The organism is Antribacter gilvus (genome assembly GCF_003946865.1).
In the GTDB taxonomy this organism is placed as follows: Bacteria; Actinomycetota; Actinomycetes; order Actinomycetales; family Cellulomonadaceae; genus Antribacter; species Antribacter gilvus.
In genome coordinates, this window is record NZ_QXTH01000015.1 from 77,471 (window position 1) to 96,707 (window position 19,237).

The window sequence follows — 19,237 nt, forward strand, 5'->3', positions numbered from 1 at the left end:
TGACGTTCTCGCGCTGGCGTAGCGCGTACTGAGCCGTCGGCTCAAGTCGATGCCGTCGGACGGTGTTCGCGTCCGATAGGGCTGCCGACCCGGCCGACCGGCTCACCGGGATCCCACACGAGCCGGCTCCACAACCGTCCACGGGCGCCGTCCGGTGGCTGGTCGGCTTGCGCCCAGCCAGAGATGCGGCGGCTTGGCACACTTTTCACAGGGTCCGGGTCCCGGCCGGTCGGCGTCGGCAGCATCCGAGCGGACTCTTCTGCGCATTCCCACACCCTTGCGGCGTTCACCGTCCTCGGCGCGCGCCCGGGTTACTGCTCTTCGGCGTCGGCCGGGCACCTGTCTCTCGAGAGCCCTCGAGAGACGGGAGTTGGTCATGGCCAGCGAGGAAGAGCTCGACAACGCTGATGCCGAGGCGATGTACCGGCACGGGACGTTCGACGCGTGCGCCGCTCACGCCCTGCTGGCGCAGAAGGTCTGGGGTGCGTTGCGCGGACTGGGCGTGGAGCGGGGCCGGATGCTGGTCCTGGGCGATCACGCGGCCGTGCACGCGGGGATCTCGGCCAGGGGGCAGGTCTCGACGTCGATCTACGAGGAGTGGGTTGCGGCGATCCCGCCGGCCGGCCAGGACGGCAGGTATCCGTGGCCGCAGGACATGGTCCGGCTGCGGTCGTTCACCGAGCACGACCCGGCCACGCACGACGTGGTGATCACCGCCCTGCCGTGGTCGGACGTGCACTTCCGGTCCGAGTACGGCAAGCAGCGGATCGCGCAGATCCACAACGAGTACCTCCGCTCGGCGATCGCGCACGCCTTCCCGGGCGGGATCGTGGCCGCCGTCGCCTCCCGTCAGGTCCTCGACGGTCCCGAGACGGCGCACCGCGAGCTGTTCCTGGACAACGCCGACCTGCTCGGTGCGGCGCGCCTGCCCGCCACGTTCTTCCGCCCGGACCTGCCCGTCGAGAATGCGGAGGCGAGCGACCTGCTGTTCCTGCGCAGGCGCCTGCCCGGCGAGCCTGTCCGCTCCGCCGACTTCCTGAACCTGCACCCGGTCGCCGTCCCGGGCGGTGTCGAGTACGTCAACGAGTACTACGGCTTCACCTACCCCGAGCACATCGTCGGGACCGCCGGCGTCGTGGGCGACGCCGACCACGACGCCGCCCGGTACACCGTCCGGTGCGACGACGAGCCCGTCGACGTCGTCCTGCACCACGTCGTGTCCCGCATCGTCGCCCAGGCCCTGTCCCGCGGCCTTGTCGCGGTATCGGCGTCCTGGCACCCGCCCGAGGCCCGTCTTGCCCCCGAGGCGGACCGCAGCGTCCGCGCCCAGGCGCCCCGACCGCCGTCGGCCACCCTGCGCGGCGACGCGCCCAGCCTCTGAAAGGCAGTGACAGTCATGGACGAGAAGGAAGCCCTGCGCAAGATTGCGGCGGACGAGCGGACCGCGCGGGTGCTGCTGGCAATCGCGTGCCCGCCGGGGAACATCACGACCGGGCGGCTGGTCGCGGCGGTCGGCGCGACCGAGACCGTGCGCCTGGCGCTGTCCGACCAGATGCCCGACCGGTTCGACACCACCCTGGCCAACACCTGGCATCAAACAGTCTCCGACAGGTTCACCGTCGCGGGCCTGAACCGGGTCGTCGAGCTCACCGGCAAGTACGGGCTCGAGGTGCTGATCCCCGGCGACGACAGCTGGCCGGCCGCTCTTGGCGACCTGGGCCGCCGGGAGCCGGTGGCCTTGTGGGCCAAGGGCCGCCTCGGGCTCCTCTCCCCCGGCGCCACGGGCTGCGTGTCCGTGACCGGGTCACGCGCCGCCTCCGAGTACGGGCTGAAGGTCGCGGCCGAGCTGGCCGCCGGGCTGACCAGCCGCGGATTGCGGGTGGTCGCAGGCGGCGCGTACGGGATCGACGACGCCGCACACAAGGCCGCGCTCCACAACGACGGACGCACCATCGCGGTCCTCCCGTCAGGCCTCGGGCACACCTACCCGGCCGGGCTCCGGAACCTGCACCAGCAGATCGCCACCACCGGCCTCCAGCTCTCCGAGGCGCCCCCGGGGAGCACACCGTCGCGGGACGCGTTCCTCGCCAGGAACCGGCTCGTCGCCGCCCTCAGCAGCGCAGTCGTCGTCGTCGAAGGAGCCAACCGGTCCGGCTCCCTGCACACAGCCCACGAAGCCGCCACCCTCGGCCGGCCGATCGGCGCGATCCCCGGGCCGATCACCTCCCCCGCCAGCTCCGGCACCAACCACCTCATCGCAACAGGCGCAGCACGCCTGGTGACCAGCACGGCCGACGTCGTCGCCCTCATCGACGACAAGAGCGACACGCCACAGCCTGAGCGGGGCAGACCACGACTCCAGCTCGTTCCCACCGCGCCAGCACAGAACGGACGCCCCTCACCCACGCCCGGGCCGTCCCTCTGAGCAGAGGCCCCGCGACACGATCACGACCTGCCAGCAACGTGGCGCGTAGCTCCTCGGCTCGCCGGTGTCGAACGTGCGTTCGAGGAGGCGTTAGCCTTGGTAGGTGCGAGAACGGGACGGGGGCGACTGGTGGCCAGCGGACCATCCGCTGAACTTCTCCATGCCCAAGAGGGTGCCCGTGCGCCCGCAAGGCAGCATCGCCGTGATCGTGCGCCTCGCCTGGCCCGCCGGGGACGAGCTCGTGCCCGGGCGAGCGATCCGCTGGACCGAGGACCACGTCATGGTGATGATCAAGCCGATCGGCGCCCCGTCCAGCACTGACGAGCTCATCGTCTGGCTCCAGACCAGGGACGTCTACACCTCGATCCCCAGACGTCCCTACCCGCGTCTGCCGGTCCGAGGCAGGAGCGCGACCAAAGTCGCGGGCTCTCCGCCAACTTCGGCGGACCGAGGGCAGGCTCCGTACCGGCCGCAGGGCACGGACGACCCGTTCTGACCCCACCGGCTGGACACCGACACCTGGCAACGCTGCTCCTGGCGTGGCGTCGCTGTCGCCCAAAGGGCAGACGACAGCGACGCCACATGAGTGCGGCGCCGCGCGCGAACCGCCATGTATCCGCGAGAGGTTCACACAGATATCAACTCGCCCTCCATCTACGCTCTCAATCCAACTTCAGCATGGGTAGAAGGTGATTGCCGGGTAGTCCAGGTCGGCCATGTCCCCGTTCGGGTTGGACTTCGAGTGGAAGCCCCACTCGCCCTCGAGTGCGTGATCATAGGCCGACGTGGTGGTCAGGCGAATGAACGAGATGTCGTGGAAACTGCCGTCGTAGTACTTGTAGTAGTGGACGTGGCCGTCGCCGAGACTCGAGTTCGACGCGTACACACGAGACCACATGTTGCCCCACGTGTTCGGGCCGACGATTCCGTCGCCTGTGAGCCCGAAGTGCGACTGCCAGTATCCGGTGTACTGATGCGACCGGCTGCCGAAATGCCCGTCGATGGCGTGTAATGAGTTGACGCTCAGGCACTTGGTGATGTAGCTGTCCGCGTACAGGATGTTTTGCCAGAATCCCACCAGGTTCCCCTGGCGAACGTAATTGAGGCCAACGACGGGGAGTCCCGTCAGAGTCGGGTTGCTGGCGCTGTAGGCCATGGCCGCATTCGACGGCACAACCGTCAGCACCAGCGCGAGGCTCATCGCTCCCAGACACTGCGCAACGCGGCGGATCACTTCGTCACCTCGTTGGCGAAGGCAAGCAGTTCATCGATGCTGACGTCCGTGCCGGCGAGGAGCAGGTTGGCACGTCCGAGGGGCACCTCGAGGTGCGTGAAGTTCGGGTTCTCGTCCTCGGAGAAGCCGAACGCTGGCACCCCGTGCTTCGTCCTGAGCTCCGCGACGACCAGACCGGGAGGGAAGTCCTTCGCTGCGTACGACCTGGACTCTCCGACGCCCATCGTCACGACCGCGCCGCCGGGCGCGGTCGGGTCGACCTCTCGCGAATGGGTGTATTGATCGGTCCCGTACTGAATGTACGGCCGCCCTTCCGGGTCCTCCCCGCTACCCACCTGGTGGAACTCACCGACAACCGTGCGACCGCGCAGCTCCTCGATCAACGCAGCGGCGTCGAGAGACGCCATCGCACCGCTAGCGGGAACAACAGTCGGCTCGGACGCCGGCTGCTCGGTCGCCACTTCTGCCGCGCCTCGGTCCTCCAGAACGTACGGGCTGGCACACCCCGCAAGCAACAGCACTGCTGCCACAGGAATCCCAAGCCACTTGATGCGCGTCACATGATCTCCCACTTATTCGTGTCGGGCAGCCAAAAGGTCACCCGTCCGTCTGTGCACTCATGAACCAGCATTCGGCACTCGCCTAGGCCGCTTTAGGTTGATTCCGGTCCTGAGCGGGGCCACGCCTGGACAATGGACCTCATGGTTTGTGACTCCTTTTCAGCCTCAGAGACTAATGAAGAAATGTCCCCCGACAGGGCCTGAGCAATGTCCTTTTCCTGACACTTCGACTCGAACTCCGCAAGGTTGGAGAATGGCGCGATCGCAACCGGCTCTGGCCAAAGACGTGCGGCTTCCATAGCTGTCTCCAACGAGCTTCTAAGAACCTGTCCGGTACCACCGTCTCTTGCAGTCATCAATGCGTAGTTCGCGACATGCAGCCCCTTGACAAAGGGTGCCGCAAGCTCACCCTTATCGAACAAAACTGTAGCAAGGTGCCAGCTTGACGCGAGCCCTTCTGAGACCTGATCGACCTGATACTCTCCGCCTTGATGCCTTGAAAGGGCAGCACGAACACCACGCTCGACAGGATCGTAATCATCCTCGAACCCGAAGATCCCCGAGACGGCCCCCAACGCCCCGCCCCAACGGATTGCTGTCGTGCAGCAGAGCGTGCCGGAATCCCTCGGTCCCAGCGAATCAACTGCCCCCGACACCCGCATGATCGAGGTTGGGTTACGACTCCGACGATTCCCGGTCCACGCTTTGCGCACCGGGGGCAGCCGACCACCATGCCGCCTTGCTCTCATAGATGCCGCCCGACGGGGGCGTCCGAGAGTCACCGTCGTCCTCGCGCCACCAGACCCCAGAAGCAACGAGGAAGTCACCCTCGTCATTGAGCAGAAACGTGCTCCCATCCGCTCCAGTCGACCCTTCAGGCAGCCTACGCGCCAACCTGATCCCGTCGAGTTCGGACTTAGAGTGGACGGCACCGACTCCAGTGAAGACCAGGTCGACACGGCGTGGTTCACTCGCCTCCACGCTCCTAAACAGGAGGGTCTGATGCATCACGGTGTAATGCCACAAGCGGAATCGGCGATTCCACACTCGCAATATCTCGAGCTCTTGCATTCCAATCAGCTCCCGGGCTTCCGCAGGGTCGGCATATCAAACTGAACAGGCGAACCGTCAAGGTAGAAGGATATACTACTCCAATCGCGGGTTTCGACTCGAAGCGATCGCCCAACGATGCCCATTTCCCATTCGGTGGCAAACCAGTTGTCACCGATTCCGTTCTCGTACGCGAGCTGGAACTTTTCGGAGGGGGTGCCCCCGTGAAACCCGTCAAGCATGATATGAAGCTGCTCGCCTGAGTAGTTCACCGCCTCGTGAACCTTCGACTTCCACTCCTCCACATCAAGAAAATGCGTCAGACCGTTCTTTTCAGCGAATTCGCGTAGCCCGTGGTTACGAAGGCCGAGAGCCACTCCACCCTCAGGGGAAGCGTCCGGAGTTTTTGGCCTAGGCTTTCGGGATGCGAAGTCTCCGACCAGCAGGACCGCGCTTGCGGTTGCAACGGCGCTGCTGCCCGACTCGTAGCCTGCCTGGATACCAGATACGTCGCTCTTGAGGCCCGCCCACTGATTCTCAAGGGACATCTGATCGCCGGCTGCGACCGCTTGGTCGCAGGTCGCCTGGTCTTCCTTAAGGCATCCGACGAAGCCAGTACCCCATTGAATTGCCCAGTCGGCCGTGCCCTCCAGTCCTGCAACGGCCTGGTCCAAGAGACTGGATCCAAAGTCCGCTACCCAATTCCCGGCATCGGAGAGCCAGTCGTGACCATCGGCTTCGATGCGGCTGATGGGGTTGCCTGCCGTGAATGCGTAGCGATTACCCGAGTAGGGGTCGGCGCCGAGTCCCACGTCGGCCAGAGCCCCGTTGTACATGTCCCGGGTCGTGAACCGGTTGAGGCCGGGAGAGTAGTCGCGGAATCCCATGTCGTAGGTGCCCGAGCTGGCGTCCCACCGCTTGGAGTTGTAGCGGTACGCGTTGTAGGGCTCGTTCGGCGCCGGGTCGCCGGGGTCAGGCTTGTCGATGCCGGTGAACTCGGAGGTGTCGTCTGACCCGTAGGCGGTGTATCCGTAGGTCGCTGTGACCTTGCCGGTGTCGTCGGTGAGGGTTTCGACGTCCGTGTGGGCGTTGTACCCGTAGTAGGCCGTCTCGGTCGACGTGCCCTCATGGGTGACCTGGGACAGGCGCTGACCCCAGGGGGAGTACTGGTAAGACTTGGTGAGCTGACCGGCGACCTGCTCGGTGAGCACTTCGGAGGACATCCCAAGGTAGGTGTAGTCCGTGGTCTTTCCGCCAGTGGTGGTAGACGTGGTCCGGTCTAGCGGGTCGAACGTGTACGTCGTGGCCTCGAGTTGCCCTGCGTCGTTCATCTGCTCGGATTTCACGACGTGGTCGAACCCGTCGTAGGTGGTCCGCGCGATGACCTGGCCTACGGAGGTGGTCGACTTCTGCCGGCCGAAAGGGTCGTAGTGGTAGGCCGCGCTCGTGCCACCCAGAGCGGCGGACAACAGCCGGTTGCGGTCGTATGTGTACGACGTGGTCGTGCCGCCAACGCTCTGGCTGATGACGTTCGCGTTGTCGTCATGGACGTACGTCTCGACAGACGCCCCATTGCCGGCCTTGACCTTCGCGGTAAGCCGGTCGGCGGGGTCGTACGCGTAGGTTGTGGTCGAGTTCAGGTACGCGGCAGCGTTGTCGGCGTTCTGCTTCGAGGCGGCGTCGGTGGCCTGGTTGCCGTTGGGGTCATATGTGTACTCGTGGGAGGAGACGAGTGTGGTGCCGTCCTTCTCCTGCAGGGACTTCAGCGCGCCGTCGTTGAAGTACGTGTACGTGGCGAGGTTGCCGTTGGCTTTGGTCTCGGTCTCCTGCTGCCCACGGACGGTATAGGTGTACCGCGTGGTCTTACCAGCGGCGGTGTCGGTCAGGTCGTCAACCGTGACGGTGTCGACCAGGTCGCGCAGGTCGTACGTGTACGCAGAGCTCTGCTTCGGGTGATTGACCGTGGTCGGCAGGCCGTTGGCGTCGTGCGCGTAGCCTGTGGTGGCCGTGGTCTGCCCCGCGAGGGCCTCAGTCACGGACGACACCTGGTTGAGGCCGTCGTACGCGATCGTGTACGCATCCGCCGCCCCAGTCCCGGAGGAGTCGTCGGCGATGCTGATCAGGTTGCCGTTAACGTCGTAGGCGTACGTGAATGTCTTCTGCTCAGTGTCAGCGTCGGCCGTGTTGTCTCGCACGAGACGGACCGCGTCGGCCACGACCACGCCCGTACCGGTCGGTGCAAGTTCGACCCGGGTCGGCTCCCCGGCCGAAAGGGTATAGGTGCCGACCTTGTGCCAGGCCCCGCCGCCTCGACGCTGGTCGACGCGGGCCACCGGCTCAGCGGTCTCCGCGCCGGTTTCACCGTGGGTAAAGGTGAACGGGGCGTCCGACGCGGCGGAGCTGACCTGGGGATAGGTGACGTACAGGTCGTACGCACCGTCGGCGGGCACGTCGAGGTTCCAGGTGAACTTGTCTGCAGTGGAGGTCGCCGCGATGTGGGTGCGGTGGTCGTAGCCCTGCTGGCCGGTGATGTTGCCGGTGCCCCAGGTGCCGGTGGGATTCGCCTGCTGGCTGTCGGTGTTGTCGGCCATTGCAATGTTCGACCCGACCGGCACGCCGTCGTCGGCTGTCGCGGCCAGCTTCCCGTCGGGGAAGTATGACCAGGTCATCGTGCGGTTCGTTGAACCGTCAGCGGACGTCAGGGTGCGGGCTGTCTGCTGGCCGAGGGCGTCGTACTCATACGTCGTCGCGATGCCCCACGGGTCGGTCGACTTCTTAACCCAACCATTGGCAAAGTACTCGACCCCGCTGGTGTTGCGGATGGTCTGGCCCTCCGACGGCGGCAGCGACGTCGCGGTCACGCGACCGGCGGCGTCGTAGGTCGTCTCGGTGTAGACGTTCGGATCGTTGTACCGGGTGTGGGCCGGGTCGTACGGCTGGTACGACCGGACGGGCCGGTTGAGGGCGTCGTACTCGGTGCGGATCGCGAAGTCGTCGACGTTGGCGGTGGCGACGCCGCGCGGCGTGATGACGCGGGTGGTGTTGCCGACCTCGTCGTACTCGAACTGCGTGGTCCGGAAGACCGTCGCGCCACCAGTGCCAGAGTGCGGTGCCTTCGTCTCGACCTGGGCACCGCGCTCGTCGTAGGTGACGTAGCTGGTGCTTCCCAGCGGGTCAGTGGCTGAGAGCGTCAGCCCGTCGGCGTCGTAGGTGGTGGTGGAGCGGTTGCCTGCGGCGTCGATCCCGGCGACGGGACGGTGGTTCCGGTCGTACTCGGTCTTGGAGGTGTAGTCGTCCAGGTTCGGGGAGGCAACCTTCTTGGGGTCACGGACCTCAACGACATTGCCGACGTTGTCGTACTCGTACTCGATCTGGTCCCCGACCGCGTTCTTGACAGCGATCGACTGGTAGATCTCGTCGTAGAAATAACTGGTCGTGTAGTCGTCCGGGTTGCTCGTCGTCGCCGTGCCCTTCGGCTCGACGGATTTGAGGAGGTTTCCAACGTTGTCGTACGCGTATGTACTGATGCGGTCGCCGGACGTCGGAGTGTCCTTCGGCCCCGACGCGCTGGTGATCTGGTCAGTGGCGTCGTATACCGCCGTGGAGACGGCCCCGTTCGGCGCGGTGGACACAGTGACGTTGTCGTTCGCGTCGTAAGCCGGCGCAGGGCTGGTGATCGTCTCGGTCGCGGACTTGCGTACGGTGCCGACCAGTGGCCGGCCGTAGACGTCGTACGTCTGGGTGACGAGTCCGTCCAAGGGGTCCGCGGCCTGGGTGACTTGGCCTCGCACGTCGTAGGTGGTGGTCGCGATGTTGCCGAGCGCGTCCTCGGTGATCTCCGGGTACCCGACGGGCGTGTACTGCCGGTGCTCGGTGGTGTTGCCGTTCGCGTCGGTCGCGGTGAGCAGCTGCCCGTACTGGTCGTACGTGTACGACGTGGTGTAGTCACCCTCGGTCGCGGTGGCGAGGCCCCTGCCGTCGGTGACGGTCAGGAGGTTGCCGTACTGGTCGTAGGAGAACTGGTTCATGCGGCCGGCGGGTGAGGTGGTGCGGAAGATGTCCGCGGCGTACCCGTCGGCGCGGGTGGCGTACTCGTAGACAGCGGCGCCCGGCGGCGCCTGGGTGGCGGTCTCGCCGGGAACGCACTCTGAGGTGCCCGGCGCTCCGCCGTGGGCCGCGTTCTGCTCGGCGTCGCGCTGCCAGATCGGGAAGCCGGTCTTGGGGTCGTAGCAGTAGGCGGTGACGGCGCCGTTCGCCTCGGTCAGGGTTCGGACGTTGTTGTCGCCGTCCCAGGTCAGCGTGACGGTCTCGTTCTTGGCGTTGGTCACGCTGCGTGGGCGCCCGAAGTCGTCCGACACGTAGGTGGTGTTGTTGCCCTTGGCGTCGGTGACGGTGGTGTTCCACCAGTCGTCGGTCGTCGCGTGCGGGACGTAGTCGAAGGTGGTGACGCCGTCGAGGCGGTCGGTGATGGTCTGGACGGCCCAGTGGTCCTTGGGGTCGTCGCCCTCGGAGGGGTAGAAGTACGACAGGTCGGTGGCGTTACCGCGGGGGTCGGTGACCTGGACGAGCTTGACGTTCTTGTTGCCCTGGACCGCGTCGTAGGTGAAGGCGAAGGTCTTGGCGAGCGCGGTGTCGTTCGCGCCGTCGACCATCCGGCCCAGCAGGCCCTGCTCGGTGTAGAAGAAGTCGATCCGCCGGCCCGAGACGTCCGTCATGGACTTGACGTGGTCGTAGATCTTCGAGTTGGAGAGCTTGCCCGTGGCGGTGGTGACCTGGCCTGCGGCGTTGATGTACTGGTAGCCGGTCTGGCCCTTCTCCCAGTAGTCGACGGTGAGGGTCTGGCGGCCGGCCGGGTCGGTCACGTACTGGAGGAACTTGCGCGGCTGGTTGTTCGAGTTCCGCTCGGCATACGTGAAGGTCTGGGTGTTGCCGTTCTTGTCGACGGTGGCCGTCATGTAGCCGTCGCACCCGAAGAAGAACCGGGTGCCGTCGGGCCGCAGGAGCGTCCACGCACGGGGCTGCTCGTCCTTGCCGGGCGTGCAGTCCAGGCCGTCCGCGGCGGTGAGCTTGTAGTTGACGCCCGCGGGGGCGATCCAGCTGCCCGTCGTGGCGTCGAGCCGGAAGACGTGGGTGGTCCCGTCACCGTCCGGGAGGAAAACCTCGGTCGGTCGGGGGTTGGGGTGGAAGTCCAGCGGGGCGCCGAGGCGGATCGGGCCGCTGATCTGCGCGGACCAGCCGAACCCGGAGACCGTGTCGCTGGTGTCCTGGGAGTTGTACGCGAAGCGGGCGAACGTGGACAGGCCTCGGCCCGGGTTGGAGAACGCGTCGTAGGACCAGACGGCGTTGCCTGCCGCGACGTTGTTCATGATCGTGGAGCCGGCGCCGGTGTTCTTCCCGGCGTAGGTGTAGAAGGACTCCAGGCCCAGTTGGTCGGACGTCGGGTCCTCGACGGCGACGTTCTGCTTCAGGCCACCCGCCGGCAGAGCCGCGATCCCGAAGTAGAGGGAGGCCGGCGACGTACCGGTGCCCTGTCCGCCGGCGGAGGGTGCGAGGCCGGCCTGCATGGGCGCGGCCTTGTCGACCACGCGCCACGTCAGGCTCAGGTCGGCACGCTTGTTGCCGCTGGACACGCCCGACAGGGCGGGTGCGGAGACCTGGACAGGGACAGTGCGGGTCTCACCGGGGCTCATGTCCTGCGGCAGCGCGGTGGTCGGGATCGTCCCGCCCACAGCCGTGCCGTCGGGCAAGGACCAGGAGTAGGTCAGCGCCTGGCCGGCCACGGTCCACGTCGAGGTGGTGGTGTTCGTCAGTGTGACGTCGACGGTCTGCGCGCTGCCGGGCACCATGCGCGACGGCGTCTGCGGCACGTAGAACGTCGACTCCGGCGTCTGGTCGATGTAAGTGATCGCGATCCGCGGTCCGGACCGCTCGAGGCCGCCGTTGTCGGCCACCTCGAGGGAGGCGAAGAGGGTGTGCTCCTGCGCGACGGTCTCGTCGTGCGTCTTGAGGACCAGTCCTTTGAACCCGGTGGGGTTGGACACCCACTGCTGCACGAGGGGCTTGACGTCCCAGGCCATGCGCTCGGGGCCCTCGCCGAAGCCTGTCAGGTCGTCGTAGACTGTTCCGCCGAGGTCACCGCCCGGCGTCGTCCAGGTCGTCGCCGAGCTTGCGCGGTTCCAGGTGGCTTGGGTCTGGTCGAACGTGCGGGTCAGCGCCTGCACGTCGTAGGTGGCGCTGCCGTTGGTCGTCTCGGTGATCGACTGCCACATCCGCAGGTGGGCCGACTCGACCTGCGCGGTCGCCGGGATTCCCCAGTCGTCGAACGCCATCAGCGTCCGAACGTCCCCGTAGTAGGTCGAGTCGTTGCCGACCATGTCCCAGTACTGGTTGCCGAGTTCGTTGATCACGTTCAGGTTCGTGTTCGGCTGCCCGGACGACACGGTCGTGTCGCCGGTCGCCTCGACGACCTTCGTCGTCCGGCCGGCCTTGGGCAGGCGCACTAGCTCCGTGGTGCCCGCGACGACGGCCCGGTCCGCGGTCTTCACCGCGACCAAGTAGTAGTACGCGCGACCGAACGGGTCGGTCGACTCCGCGGGCGTCGGCACCGCGGTCGTGTCGGTGAACGACGTCGTCCCCGGCGCCACGGGCGCGACCAGCGTCGAAGCCGACGGGGTGAACGTCTGGTAGATGCTGCGGTGGACCTGGTACTCCACCAGATCGTCAGCCGCACCGGTGCTCGGGTCCGCATAGGCGCCCCACGCGAGCTCAGCTCCGGTCGAGTGGATCGTGCTCGGGGCGCTCAGCTCGACGCCCGGCCGTCCGTAGGTCAGGACCAGCTTGGGACGGTTGCGGTGCTCGCCGTCGAACGCGTACTCCGCCGTCTCGTAGCGAGGCCCGCCGATCGGGCCGTTGCTCGACTCGTCGGCACCGGTCAGCACGAAGCCGTGGTTCGCGGCGGTGCCGTCGATCCACTTCTGGACGGTGTCGGTGACGTCGAACTTGTGCCACTGCTGCAGCTGCCCGGCGGGCTTGACCACCGTGGAGCCGTGCGTGAAGCGCACCGCGTCGGCGATCACGGCGACCGTCCCGCTGGCGGGGGTGTCGCTCATGACGACCTTGCCGGCGGTGCCCGCTGCGAAGGGGTGCGTGCCCAGGGTGGTCCACACGCCCTGGGACCCGCGACGCTGGTCCACCGTGTAGTTCTTCGTGCCGCCGTTGAAGTTCACGGCGACGGGGACGCTGGAGGAACGGTCGGTGCCGGGGACGTGGTGCACGTCCACGCGCCAGTCGCCCGCCACGGGGAGGTTCGGCTGCCACGCGTACTTGCCGCCTGCGACGGTGTCCTTGTTGTACTTGTAGTCGTTGCCGACGGCGTACTGCACGAACGTCGAGTTCGTCGACGTCGGCCACGAACCCGTCGCCGACGTGGTGCCCGCATCGCCGTCGTCCACGATGATCTGCGTGCCCGACAGCTCACCGACCAGGCCGCTGGTGTTGTTCCACGTCGCTGTGCCCGACACCCACGGGCCTGTGGCGCGGTGCGCCTCGAGCGCGACGTTCGTCGCGTACTCCGTCTGCGCCTGGTCGAAGTACAGCTCGAGGCTCGCAGACCGCAGGTCCGTCCCGGCGGGCACCAAGTTCAGCAGGTCCTCGAACGTGATCAGGCCGCGCGCGACACCGGTGGCGGTGCGACCCACCGACATCCGGTTCGAGTTGCTGTAGTTGCTGGTCGGCGACGTGGAGAGCACGAACGTGTCCCGGCTGGTCGTCGGTGTCGGCGCGATCACGATCGTCGGGTCGATCGTCAGCGGGGCGACGCGGTCCTTGGAGGAGAGCCACTTGTGGTCCGGCGTCACGGTCAGGACCCAGTCGTCCCCGGACTTCGCCAGGTCGTAGGCGATGTCCTCGGACACGGCACGCTCCACGGCGTCCGCCGCCACCGCCTTGCCCTCGTCAGCAGTGGCGCTGTCCCACATCAGACCGGGCGGCATCGTCAGGACCGGGTCGACGCCCTCCCCGTAGAACCCGATGCTCCCGTCCTCGTCGACGCGCGGTGTCAGGCCCGGGTCCACATCCAGCAGGAACTCGAACGCGACCGGCTTCTTGGGCGCCTCGTCCAGGACGATGCGCTCCTTGAGGGTGCCCGGCCCCACCTCGTAGACCAGGTCACCGCCCGCGAGCGCCTCGACGTCCTCGTAGGTGACCGTCGCGCCGTCCACTACGGGCGTTGCGAGGTCGTCTGCTCCGACGAGACCGACGGTCACACCGCCCGTCCCGGCGCCTGCGGCCGCCTCGACCCGGACGAGCGCGTCGGCCGAGGTCCCGAACCAGGAACGCGCGACGTTGGACGTGTTGCCGAACGCGAAGCCGTCCGCCTTGGCGGCGGAGGCCGCCTGGTCGGCACTCTTCGCCGACGGGCCCGCCGCACCACCGGCCGCCTCGTCGACGGCCCGCACGGTGGGGTCGATGTCGGCGAAGCTGCCGTCTGAGGTCTCGAACGCCTCGGGGGTGCTCGAGATCTCGACCTGCTGGGTGCCGTCACTCATCGCGAACGTCCGCGTGTTCACCGAGCGCAGGCCGGGGATCTCGCCCGTCCGCTCCACCGGTTCAGCAGCCTGGCCGGGCGGGAGGTGCTCGCGGTCCGCGACCGTGGGTGCCTTCGTGAGGGGGGCGTCCGCCAGGTCCGGTCCGTCACCGGCGAACAGGTCGGTCCACCAACTGCTCTCCTCAGCCTGCGGTGCTGACGCTGCAGCCTCGGCCGCGGCGCGGTCCTCCGAGCTCACGGCGTCCTCGGCAGCGAACGCCGGCCCGGCGGGCACCACATATGCAGCGACGAGGGCGAGAGACGTCAAGCCCGACACCGCCAACCGTGTCAACCACTCCGTCCCGCCCGTCGGGGTGGACGTCGAAGCAGACGCCGGTACAGCAGTCGCCCTGCGAGCCATGAAAGAACCTCTCCCCGGTCAGGCCGCCTCCGCCAGCGGGAGGTCCGAGCCACGAACGGATAGGACTTTGCCTGACGAACCAGACATTTCCCAGACTTCGGCGCTTCCATAATCTGGCGGGTGAAGTTCTCACCAGCGCCTTGACGCAGTCTTGATCGTCGCGGTAACCGTTGCCGCGATTTCATCCTTTGATGGCGGATTATCACCCTTCGCGGCGTGAGTGGTCTGCCCTGTACGGTCACCGTGCACGAGCCTCACCGGCGTCCGAGGACGGACGACACGACGAAGCGCAGCCGATGGCGCGACCACCGATCGAGAACTGGCTGTTCTTACGCTCCCTCGCCGACCACGGTTCCGTCGCCGCAGCAGCCCGGGCGATGCACCAGTCGGAGTCCACCGTCCGACGACGAATCGGCGACCTCGTCGACCACTACGACGACCCGCTCCTCGAGGACCACCCAGGAGCGGCACGCCTGACCGCCTTCGGAACGTTCGTCCTGGAGCGCGCAGAGCAAGCGATGGCCGACGTCGACGTCGTCCTCGAACTCACCGCGGACGACCTCAACCTGCTCTTCGGCGAAACAGCCGAGGTCTTGTAACCACCGAGACAGCGCGCGGTCCGTCCGCCTGCCCGCGCATTCCGGTCGTTGGATCACCCCAGTGAGGTCGTGCGCCAAGCCGGACGAGGTCGTGCGCCAGCCGGACTGGGCCTGAATACCGCTCGTCCTCGTGCCTCGCGACCCGGCTTCCGTCGCGTCCCCTCTCGCGACCTGCAGGCTTCGGTCGTTCAGCGGCCGCCGCACACCTTCCCTCCGAGACCGGTCGCCGATCACGACCGCACCGGGGCGGAGGGGTGGGCATGACGTATGGAGAGACCTCGCAAGCTCTGCGGCACCACCTCACAGGTCTGCTGGGGACACGGCACGTCAATCACCTACTCGGTGGGGCGGTTGGACGTCAGCCTGCCTGGCGCACGCCGCTGGAGATCACGGCGTCGATGGAGCAGATCCAGCGGTACCGCACGGCGGTCTGGACGTACGCGCGCGACGCCCTCCTTGCCGTCATCCCCGAGGATCGCGATTCGACCTGGGGCCCGGTGCTCATCCTGACGCGCCGCGTCCAGAACGCCCTGGCCGAGCTGACCCTCAGGTGGCTCGACCTGGCAGAGCTCGGAACGCCGCAGGACCTGCCCCTGGTCGAGGCGTGGCGCCGAGCCGCAGCGACGGCCGCGCTCGGCAGCATGCTGGAGATCGAGGAGCTCGCCGCTCACGTCACGGCAGCTGAGGCGCCCGTCGTCGTGGGCGACGTTGCCGAGCTTGTCTGGGCGTTCGCCCGGCTCGACGCCCGGTACCTGGCCATCCCGGGCTGGACGGCGATGGCCGACCACGTCCCCGCTCCGGGCGCCAACGGGGTACCCAGACGCCCGAAGGGGCTCATGACCACCGCGGCCCGGTGCAGCGACTGGGCCGCCCAGCGGATCCAACCGTCCGCCTACCGAGTCGACGCCCTCGGGTACGCGCCCACACCGCCCCGCCCGTTCGGCCCGCTCCCCCGCACCGTCTCGAGCTGCGCGGACGCACTCGACCGCGCCCGTGCACACCTGGCCGCCGAGGGTCTGCCCAACCCACACGCCCTTCGCGGCATCGTCGCCGACCACGTCACGCTCTCCGCTCGCGCCGCCCGCGCGACCGACGACCCACGCCTCACCGCGACGTGGGCCGCGCGCGCGTCGACCTACCGCGCGCTTTCGGCAGCACTGCGCAACGTGGGCGGCAACCTCGGGCGCGGCCGCCTCGCCGCCGACGAGACCCGCTTCGCCCTGACCCTGCTGCCCGACGCCGGCCCCACCGCAGACGACGACCTTGCCTGGCTCGAGATGGCTCTCCGTCGCACCGACGCCGCCCTCGCGAACGTGCTCGCCCTCGGGGTCGCACAGCAGGGCTACTTCGTGACGAACCGCAAGCGGCTCCACGACACCGGAGTCAGGGCATTCGCGGTGCCGGTGTTCGAGCCGATCACTGCCCTGTCGCACCCCGACCTCGGCCCGCTCGTCCGCGAGCTCCGCCCTCCCCTCCCGGAACGACCCCGCCAGGAGCGACCTCTCACCGTGGACACCGCCCAGGCAGCCGCGGCCCGGCAGGCCTTTCGAGCGACGCTCGACGACACCGAATCCGGGCCGACCGCCAACGCAAGTTCGCCGACCCCGCCGACCCGACGGTGAACGACTTCCGCCGCCGACCCGAACACCCGGAGCAGGTCCGGATGTGACCACAGTCGTCCGCCGTCCCCAGCACCGTGCGCCGAGCCCGCGTGAACCCGCTCCGGCTCGTACGGTCGACGACAAGGCACAGGAACGCCATCGATCCGAGGAGTCCACCGTGACAGACGAACTTCCCGCCGGAGACCTCCTCGGCGTGCCGCTACCGCCCGAGCACTTCGCCGCCTACGAGCGAGCCCGGTCCGCCCTCGCGGCCCTGGCCGACTCCGCAGACGACGAGATCTTCTCCCGGTACACCTGGACGCTCCTGCGCATCGACCAGCTGCACCACCCCTTGAGCATGATGGCCACCGAGCCCCTGCCCGAGATGACACCCTGGGACCTCTACGCGATAGCCGGCACCGCGATCGACGACCTCGCCCAGTACGTCGACCCCGCCGGCGCTGCCGAGGCACGCACGCTGCTGGACGCGGCGTGGGCCGAAGACCACGGACGCCGATGAACCGAGCGTCCTGGGCGCGAGGTGCTGTACGCGCCCGCCCTGGCGCTTGCGCTCTGCTACCTGGTCCACCGGTAGGTGACGGGTACGAGCTCGGCGGGTTCGGGTAGCCAGGGGTCGTAGACCTCGAGCGCGCCGCCCTGTGTCTCGAGGTTGCCGTCTCGGTCGAGGCTCAGGTTGATGTCGTGGACGATGATCAGCAGGTGGTCCTTGTCGTCGCGGGCTGCCTCGACCTCGTTGTAGGTGACGAAGACGGAGCCGGGGCCGCGGGTCGTGCCCTTGACCTCGATGCGCCGATCACGTCCGTCGAGGGACCCGACGACGTCGTACGGGTTGCCCATGTCCCCGACGTGCTCGGCGCCGTGCCAGCCGTTCTCGCGGCACCACGCGAGTACGGCTTCCACGGCGTGCATCTCGATGAGACGTCGTGCGTCGGCGTCCACGACGTAGCCCGCGCTGCCGGGCCGTCGTCCGGCCTCGTCCTCGGCGTCGTCCGAGCCGCCCACCTCGGTGAACAACTCGCTGGCTTCCACCGCACCCCAGCCGTTGCGCCGGATGACGACGCCGGCCGGGAGCTCGATCCCGAGCGGCCTGGCGAGCAGCGCCTGCCAGACGATCACCTTCGCACCGTCGCCCTCGCGCTTGGAGTCCGTGTACGGCTCAGAACGCACGTCCCTCACCGGGAGGCGGGTGTGGCGGGCGATCGCCTTGGTCGCCGCACCCCAGTCGTCGAACGAGTCGGTCAGGACCTTCGACGCGGTGGCGAGCCACGCGATCTCGCGGTGCCCCTTCCAGGAGACCACCAGCCCGACCAGGGACCCGTTCTCGAGGATGCCGAACGGCTTCTGACCGGTCTTCCAGATGTTCCAGAACCACTCCTCGCGTACGAGCTGCGGCAGTTGTTCGATGAAGGCGAGAGCGTCGTGCTCGCGCGCGAAGGACGTGTTGTGCAGGAACACCATCGGCATGGCCGCGATCGTGCCACAGGCGTCGCCGTCGCTCTCGCGACCAAGGAGCGCACAGGGGGTGAAGACCTTCCGGTCTCCACCCCCTGCCCTGGCGACGGTCTACCTGTCAGCGACCGCGTCGTCGGCGGGGTCGGCGACCACCGGTTCCGCGCCGGCGGGCGCCGGGGCCAGCGACTCCAGGATCTGCGCGGTGCGGACGTTCACATTCTCGTCCGGCTCGATGTAGTGCCGCTTGGTGATCTCCGTCGACGTGTGCCCCAGGAGCTCGGCCGCAAGCTCAACACCAGCGGACCGTTCGATCGTGGTCGCGGCCGTCCGGCGGAACGAGTGGGGTGTCACCCCGGTGATGCCGACCTCCGTGAGGATGTCCCGCAGCCGCCGACGCACGTTGTTCGTCGTCAACGGCGTGCCGTTGCGGGACCGGAACACCAGCGTCTCGGGCGGCTCGGCGGCCGATCGGGCCAGCTGCTTGCGTAGTGCCTCGGCCGTGTACGAGGGCACGGCGATGCGCCGTACCGACGTCGCCGTCTTCGGCTTGGCCTGCCGGTGGGTCGGCTTGCCCTTCGGGGACACGATCGTCCCGGAGTTGCGCACGGTCGCCGGGGTCGTGGTGAGGTCCACGTCGCAGCGGCGCAGGGCCAGCACCTCGCCGATCCGCAGCGAGGAGCCGAGCATGACCTCGATGACGGCGTCGAGCTGGCCGTCCGGCGGCGGCCCGGGCACCTTGTCCCCGCCACGGCGCCAGGACCTGACCGCCGCGCGGATCGCCTCGACCTGCTGGTGGGTCAGGGCCCGGGTCTCGGTCGGGGGCCGCTTGAGCCGCTTGGTGCCGGTGACCGGGTTGCGGTCGATCGCCTCGTACCGCAGCGCGAGCCCGAGGGCTAGGTTGAGGACGACCTTGGAGTGCTTGGCCCGGGCGTAGGACTGCTTCGCCTGCTGCTTGAGGAACCGGTCGACCTTCATGATCGTGATCTCGCGCAGTGTCATCTCCCGGAACGCGGGCAGCACCAGGGTGCGCATGTCCCGCTCGTACAGCTCCCGGGTCGCCGGGGCCAGGTCGTCCAGCTCGAGGTCCTCGAGCCAGACCTGCACCAGGCGGGTGAACGGGCTGTCCGGGCTCAGCTCCACCGACCCGGACGAGCGCCGGATCCGGCGGGCGAGCTTGGCCTTGAGCGCGACCTCGGCCCGGGGGCCGGTGTCCGCGCTGGCCTGGATCAGGCGGGCCTTGCCGTCCAGGTCCCGGAACCAGGTCCGGGCACGGTAGGAGCCGGACCCGACGCGGTCGACGTTGATGTCGCCCCACGTGCCGATGGGGGTCCGAGGCTTAGCCACGACCGT

The 19,237-nt window shown here is 68.0% G+C and carries 11 protein-coding genes; 6 read left to right on the forward strand and 5 right to left on the reverse strand.

Annotation, left to right across the window (positions count from 1 at the left end; genetic code table 11):
- Nucleotides 1–376 precede the first annotated feature (376 nt).
- From D1350_RS21080 to D1350_RS24210, 3 genes are all read left to right on the forward strand, one after another.
- On the forward strand, nucleotides 377–1,381 hold the full coding sequence (locus D1350_RS21080) for a hypothetical protein (RefSeq protein WP_125778017.1): 1,005 nt from the start codon (nucleotides 377–379) through the stop codon (nucleotides 1,379–1,381).
- A gap of 15 nt (nucleotides 1,382–1,396) precedes the next feature.
- On the forward strand, nucleotides 1,397–2,425 hold the full coding sequence (gene dprA / locus D1350_RS21085) for a DNA-processing protein DprA (RefSeq protein ID WP_125778018.1): 1,029 nt from the start codon (nucleotides 1,397–1,399) through the stop codon (nucleotides 2,423–2,425).
- A gap of 103 nt (nucleotides 2,426–2,528) precedes the next feature.
- Complete coding sequence (locus D1350_RS24210; protein WP_206074632.1) at nucleotides 2,529–2,921, forward strand: hypothetical protein; 393 nt, start codon at nucleotides 2,529–2,531, stop codon at nucleotides 2,919–2,921.
- 177 nt (nucleotides 2,922–3,098) lie between these two features.
- Here D1350_RS24210 and D1350_RS21095 read toward each other — a convergent pair whose 3' ends face one another.
- The 3 genes from D1350_RS21095 to D1350_RS21105 all read right to left on the reverse strand — a co-directional run bounded on the left by D1350_RS21095 (nucleotide 3,099) and on the right by D1350_RS21105 (nucleotide 14,121).
- Nucleotides 3,099–3,626, reverse strand: coding sequence for a peptidoglycan-binding domain-containing protein (locus D1350_RS21095; protein ID WP_125778019.1), 528 nt, complete (start codon nucleotides 3,624–3,626; stop codon nucleotides 3,099–3,101).
- Nucleotides 3,627–3,655: 29 nt separating this feature from the next.
- Entirely contained in the window at nucleotides 3,656–4,219 is a 564-nt protein-coding gene (locus tag D1350_RS21100) for a hypothetical protein (protein WP_125778020.1), read from the reverse strand.
- A 1,076-nt stretch (nucleotides 4,220–5,295) separates the two neighbouring features.
- On the reverse strand, nucleotides 5,296–14,121 hold the full coding sequence (locus D1350_RS21105) for a golvesin C-terminal-like domain-containing protein (RefSeq protein ID WP_125778021.1): 8,826 nt from the start codon (nucleotides 14,119–14,121) through the stop codon (nucleotides 5,296–5,298).
- A gap of 389 nt (nucleotides 14,122–14,510) precedes the next feature.
- Here D1350_RS21105 and D1350_RS21110 point away from each other — a divergent pair, with 389 nt between their 5' ends.
- The 3 genes from D1350_RS21110 to D1350_RS21120 all read left to right on the forward strand — a co-directional run bounded on the left by D1350_RS21110 (nucleotide 14,511) and on the right by D1350_RS21120 (nucleotide 16,934).
- Nucleotides 14,511–14,813 (forward strand): helix-turn-helix domain-containing protein, encoded by a 303-nt coding sequence (locus D1350_RS21110; RefSeq protein WP_164545260.1) that lies wholly within the window; start codon nucleotides 14,511–14,513, stop codon nucleotides 14,811–14,813.
- A gap of 398 nt (nucleotides 14,814–15,211) precedes the next feature.
- Nucleotides 15,212–16,435, forward strand: coding sequence for a hypothetical protein (locus tag D1350_RS21115; protein ID WP_125778023.1), 1,224 nt, complete (start codon nucleotides 15,212–15,214; stop codon nucleotides 16,433–16,435).
- Nucleotides 16,436–16,592: 157 nt separating this feature from the next.
- Nucleotides 16,593–16,934, forward strand: coding sequence for a hypothetical protein (locus tag D1350_RS21120; protein WP_125778024.1), 342 nt, complete (start codon nucleotides 16,593–16,595; stop codon nucleotides 16,932–16,934).
- A 56-nt stretch (nucleotides 16,935–16,990) separates the two neighbouring features.
- Here the strand turns inward: D1350_RS21120 and D1350_RS21125 are convergent, their stop codons facing one another.
- Both D1350_RS21125 and D1350_RS21130 read right to left on the reverse strand, forming a co-directional pair.
- Nucleotides 16,991–17,899: a protein NO VEIN domain-containing protein gene (locus tag D1350_RS21125; protein ID WP_125778025.1), complete on the reverse strand. Its 909-nt coding sequence runs from the start codon at nucleotides 17,897–17,899 to the stop codon at nucleotides 16,991–16,993.
- A 99-nt stretch (nucleotides 17,900–17,998) separates the two neighbouring features.
- Entirely contained in the window at nucleotides 17,999–19,231 is a 1,233-nt protein-coding gene (locus D1350_RS21130; RefSeq protein ID WP_125778026.1) for a tyrosine-type recombinase/integrase, read from the reverse strand.
- Nucleotides 19,232–19,237: the final 6 nt, after the last annotated feature.

Excerpts from the sequence above, each read along its gene's own strand:
- D1350_RS21080 (WP_125778017.1), top strand. The coding sequence starts at position 377 with ATGGCCAGCGAGGAAGAGCTCGACAACGCTGATGCCGAGGCGATGTAC.
- dprA (WP_125778018.1), top strand. The coding sequence starts at position 1,397 with ATGGACGAGAAGGAAGCCCTGCGCAAGATTGCGGCGGACGAGCGGACC.
- D1350_RS21095 (WP_125778019.1), bottom strand. The coding sequence starts at position 3,626 with ATGAGCCTCGCGCTGGTGCTGACGGTTGTGCCGTCGAATGCGGCCATG.
- D1350_RS21110 (WP_164545260.1), top strand. The coding sequence starts at position 14,511 with ATGGCGCGACCACCGATCGAGAACTGGCTGTTCTTACGCTCCCTCGCC.
- D1350_RS21115 (WP_125778023.1), top strand. The coding sequence starts at position 15,212 with ATGGAGCAGATCCAGCGGTACCGCACGGCGGTCTGGACGTACGCGCGC.
- D1350_RS21125 (WP_125778025.1), bottom strand. The coding sequence starts at position 17,899 with ATGCCGATGGTGTTCCTGCACAACACGTCCTTCGCGCGCGAGCACGAC.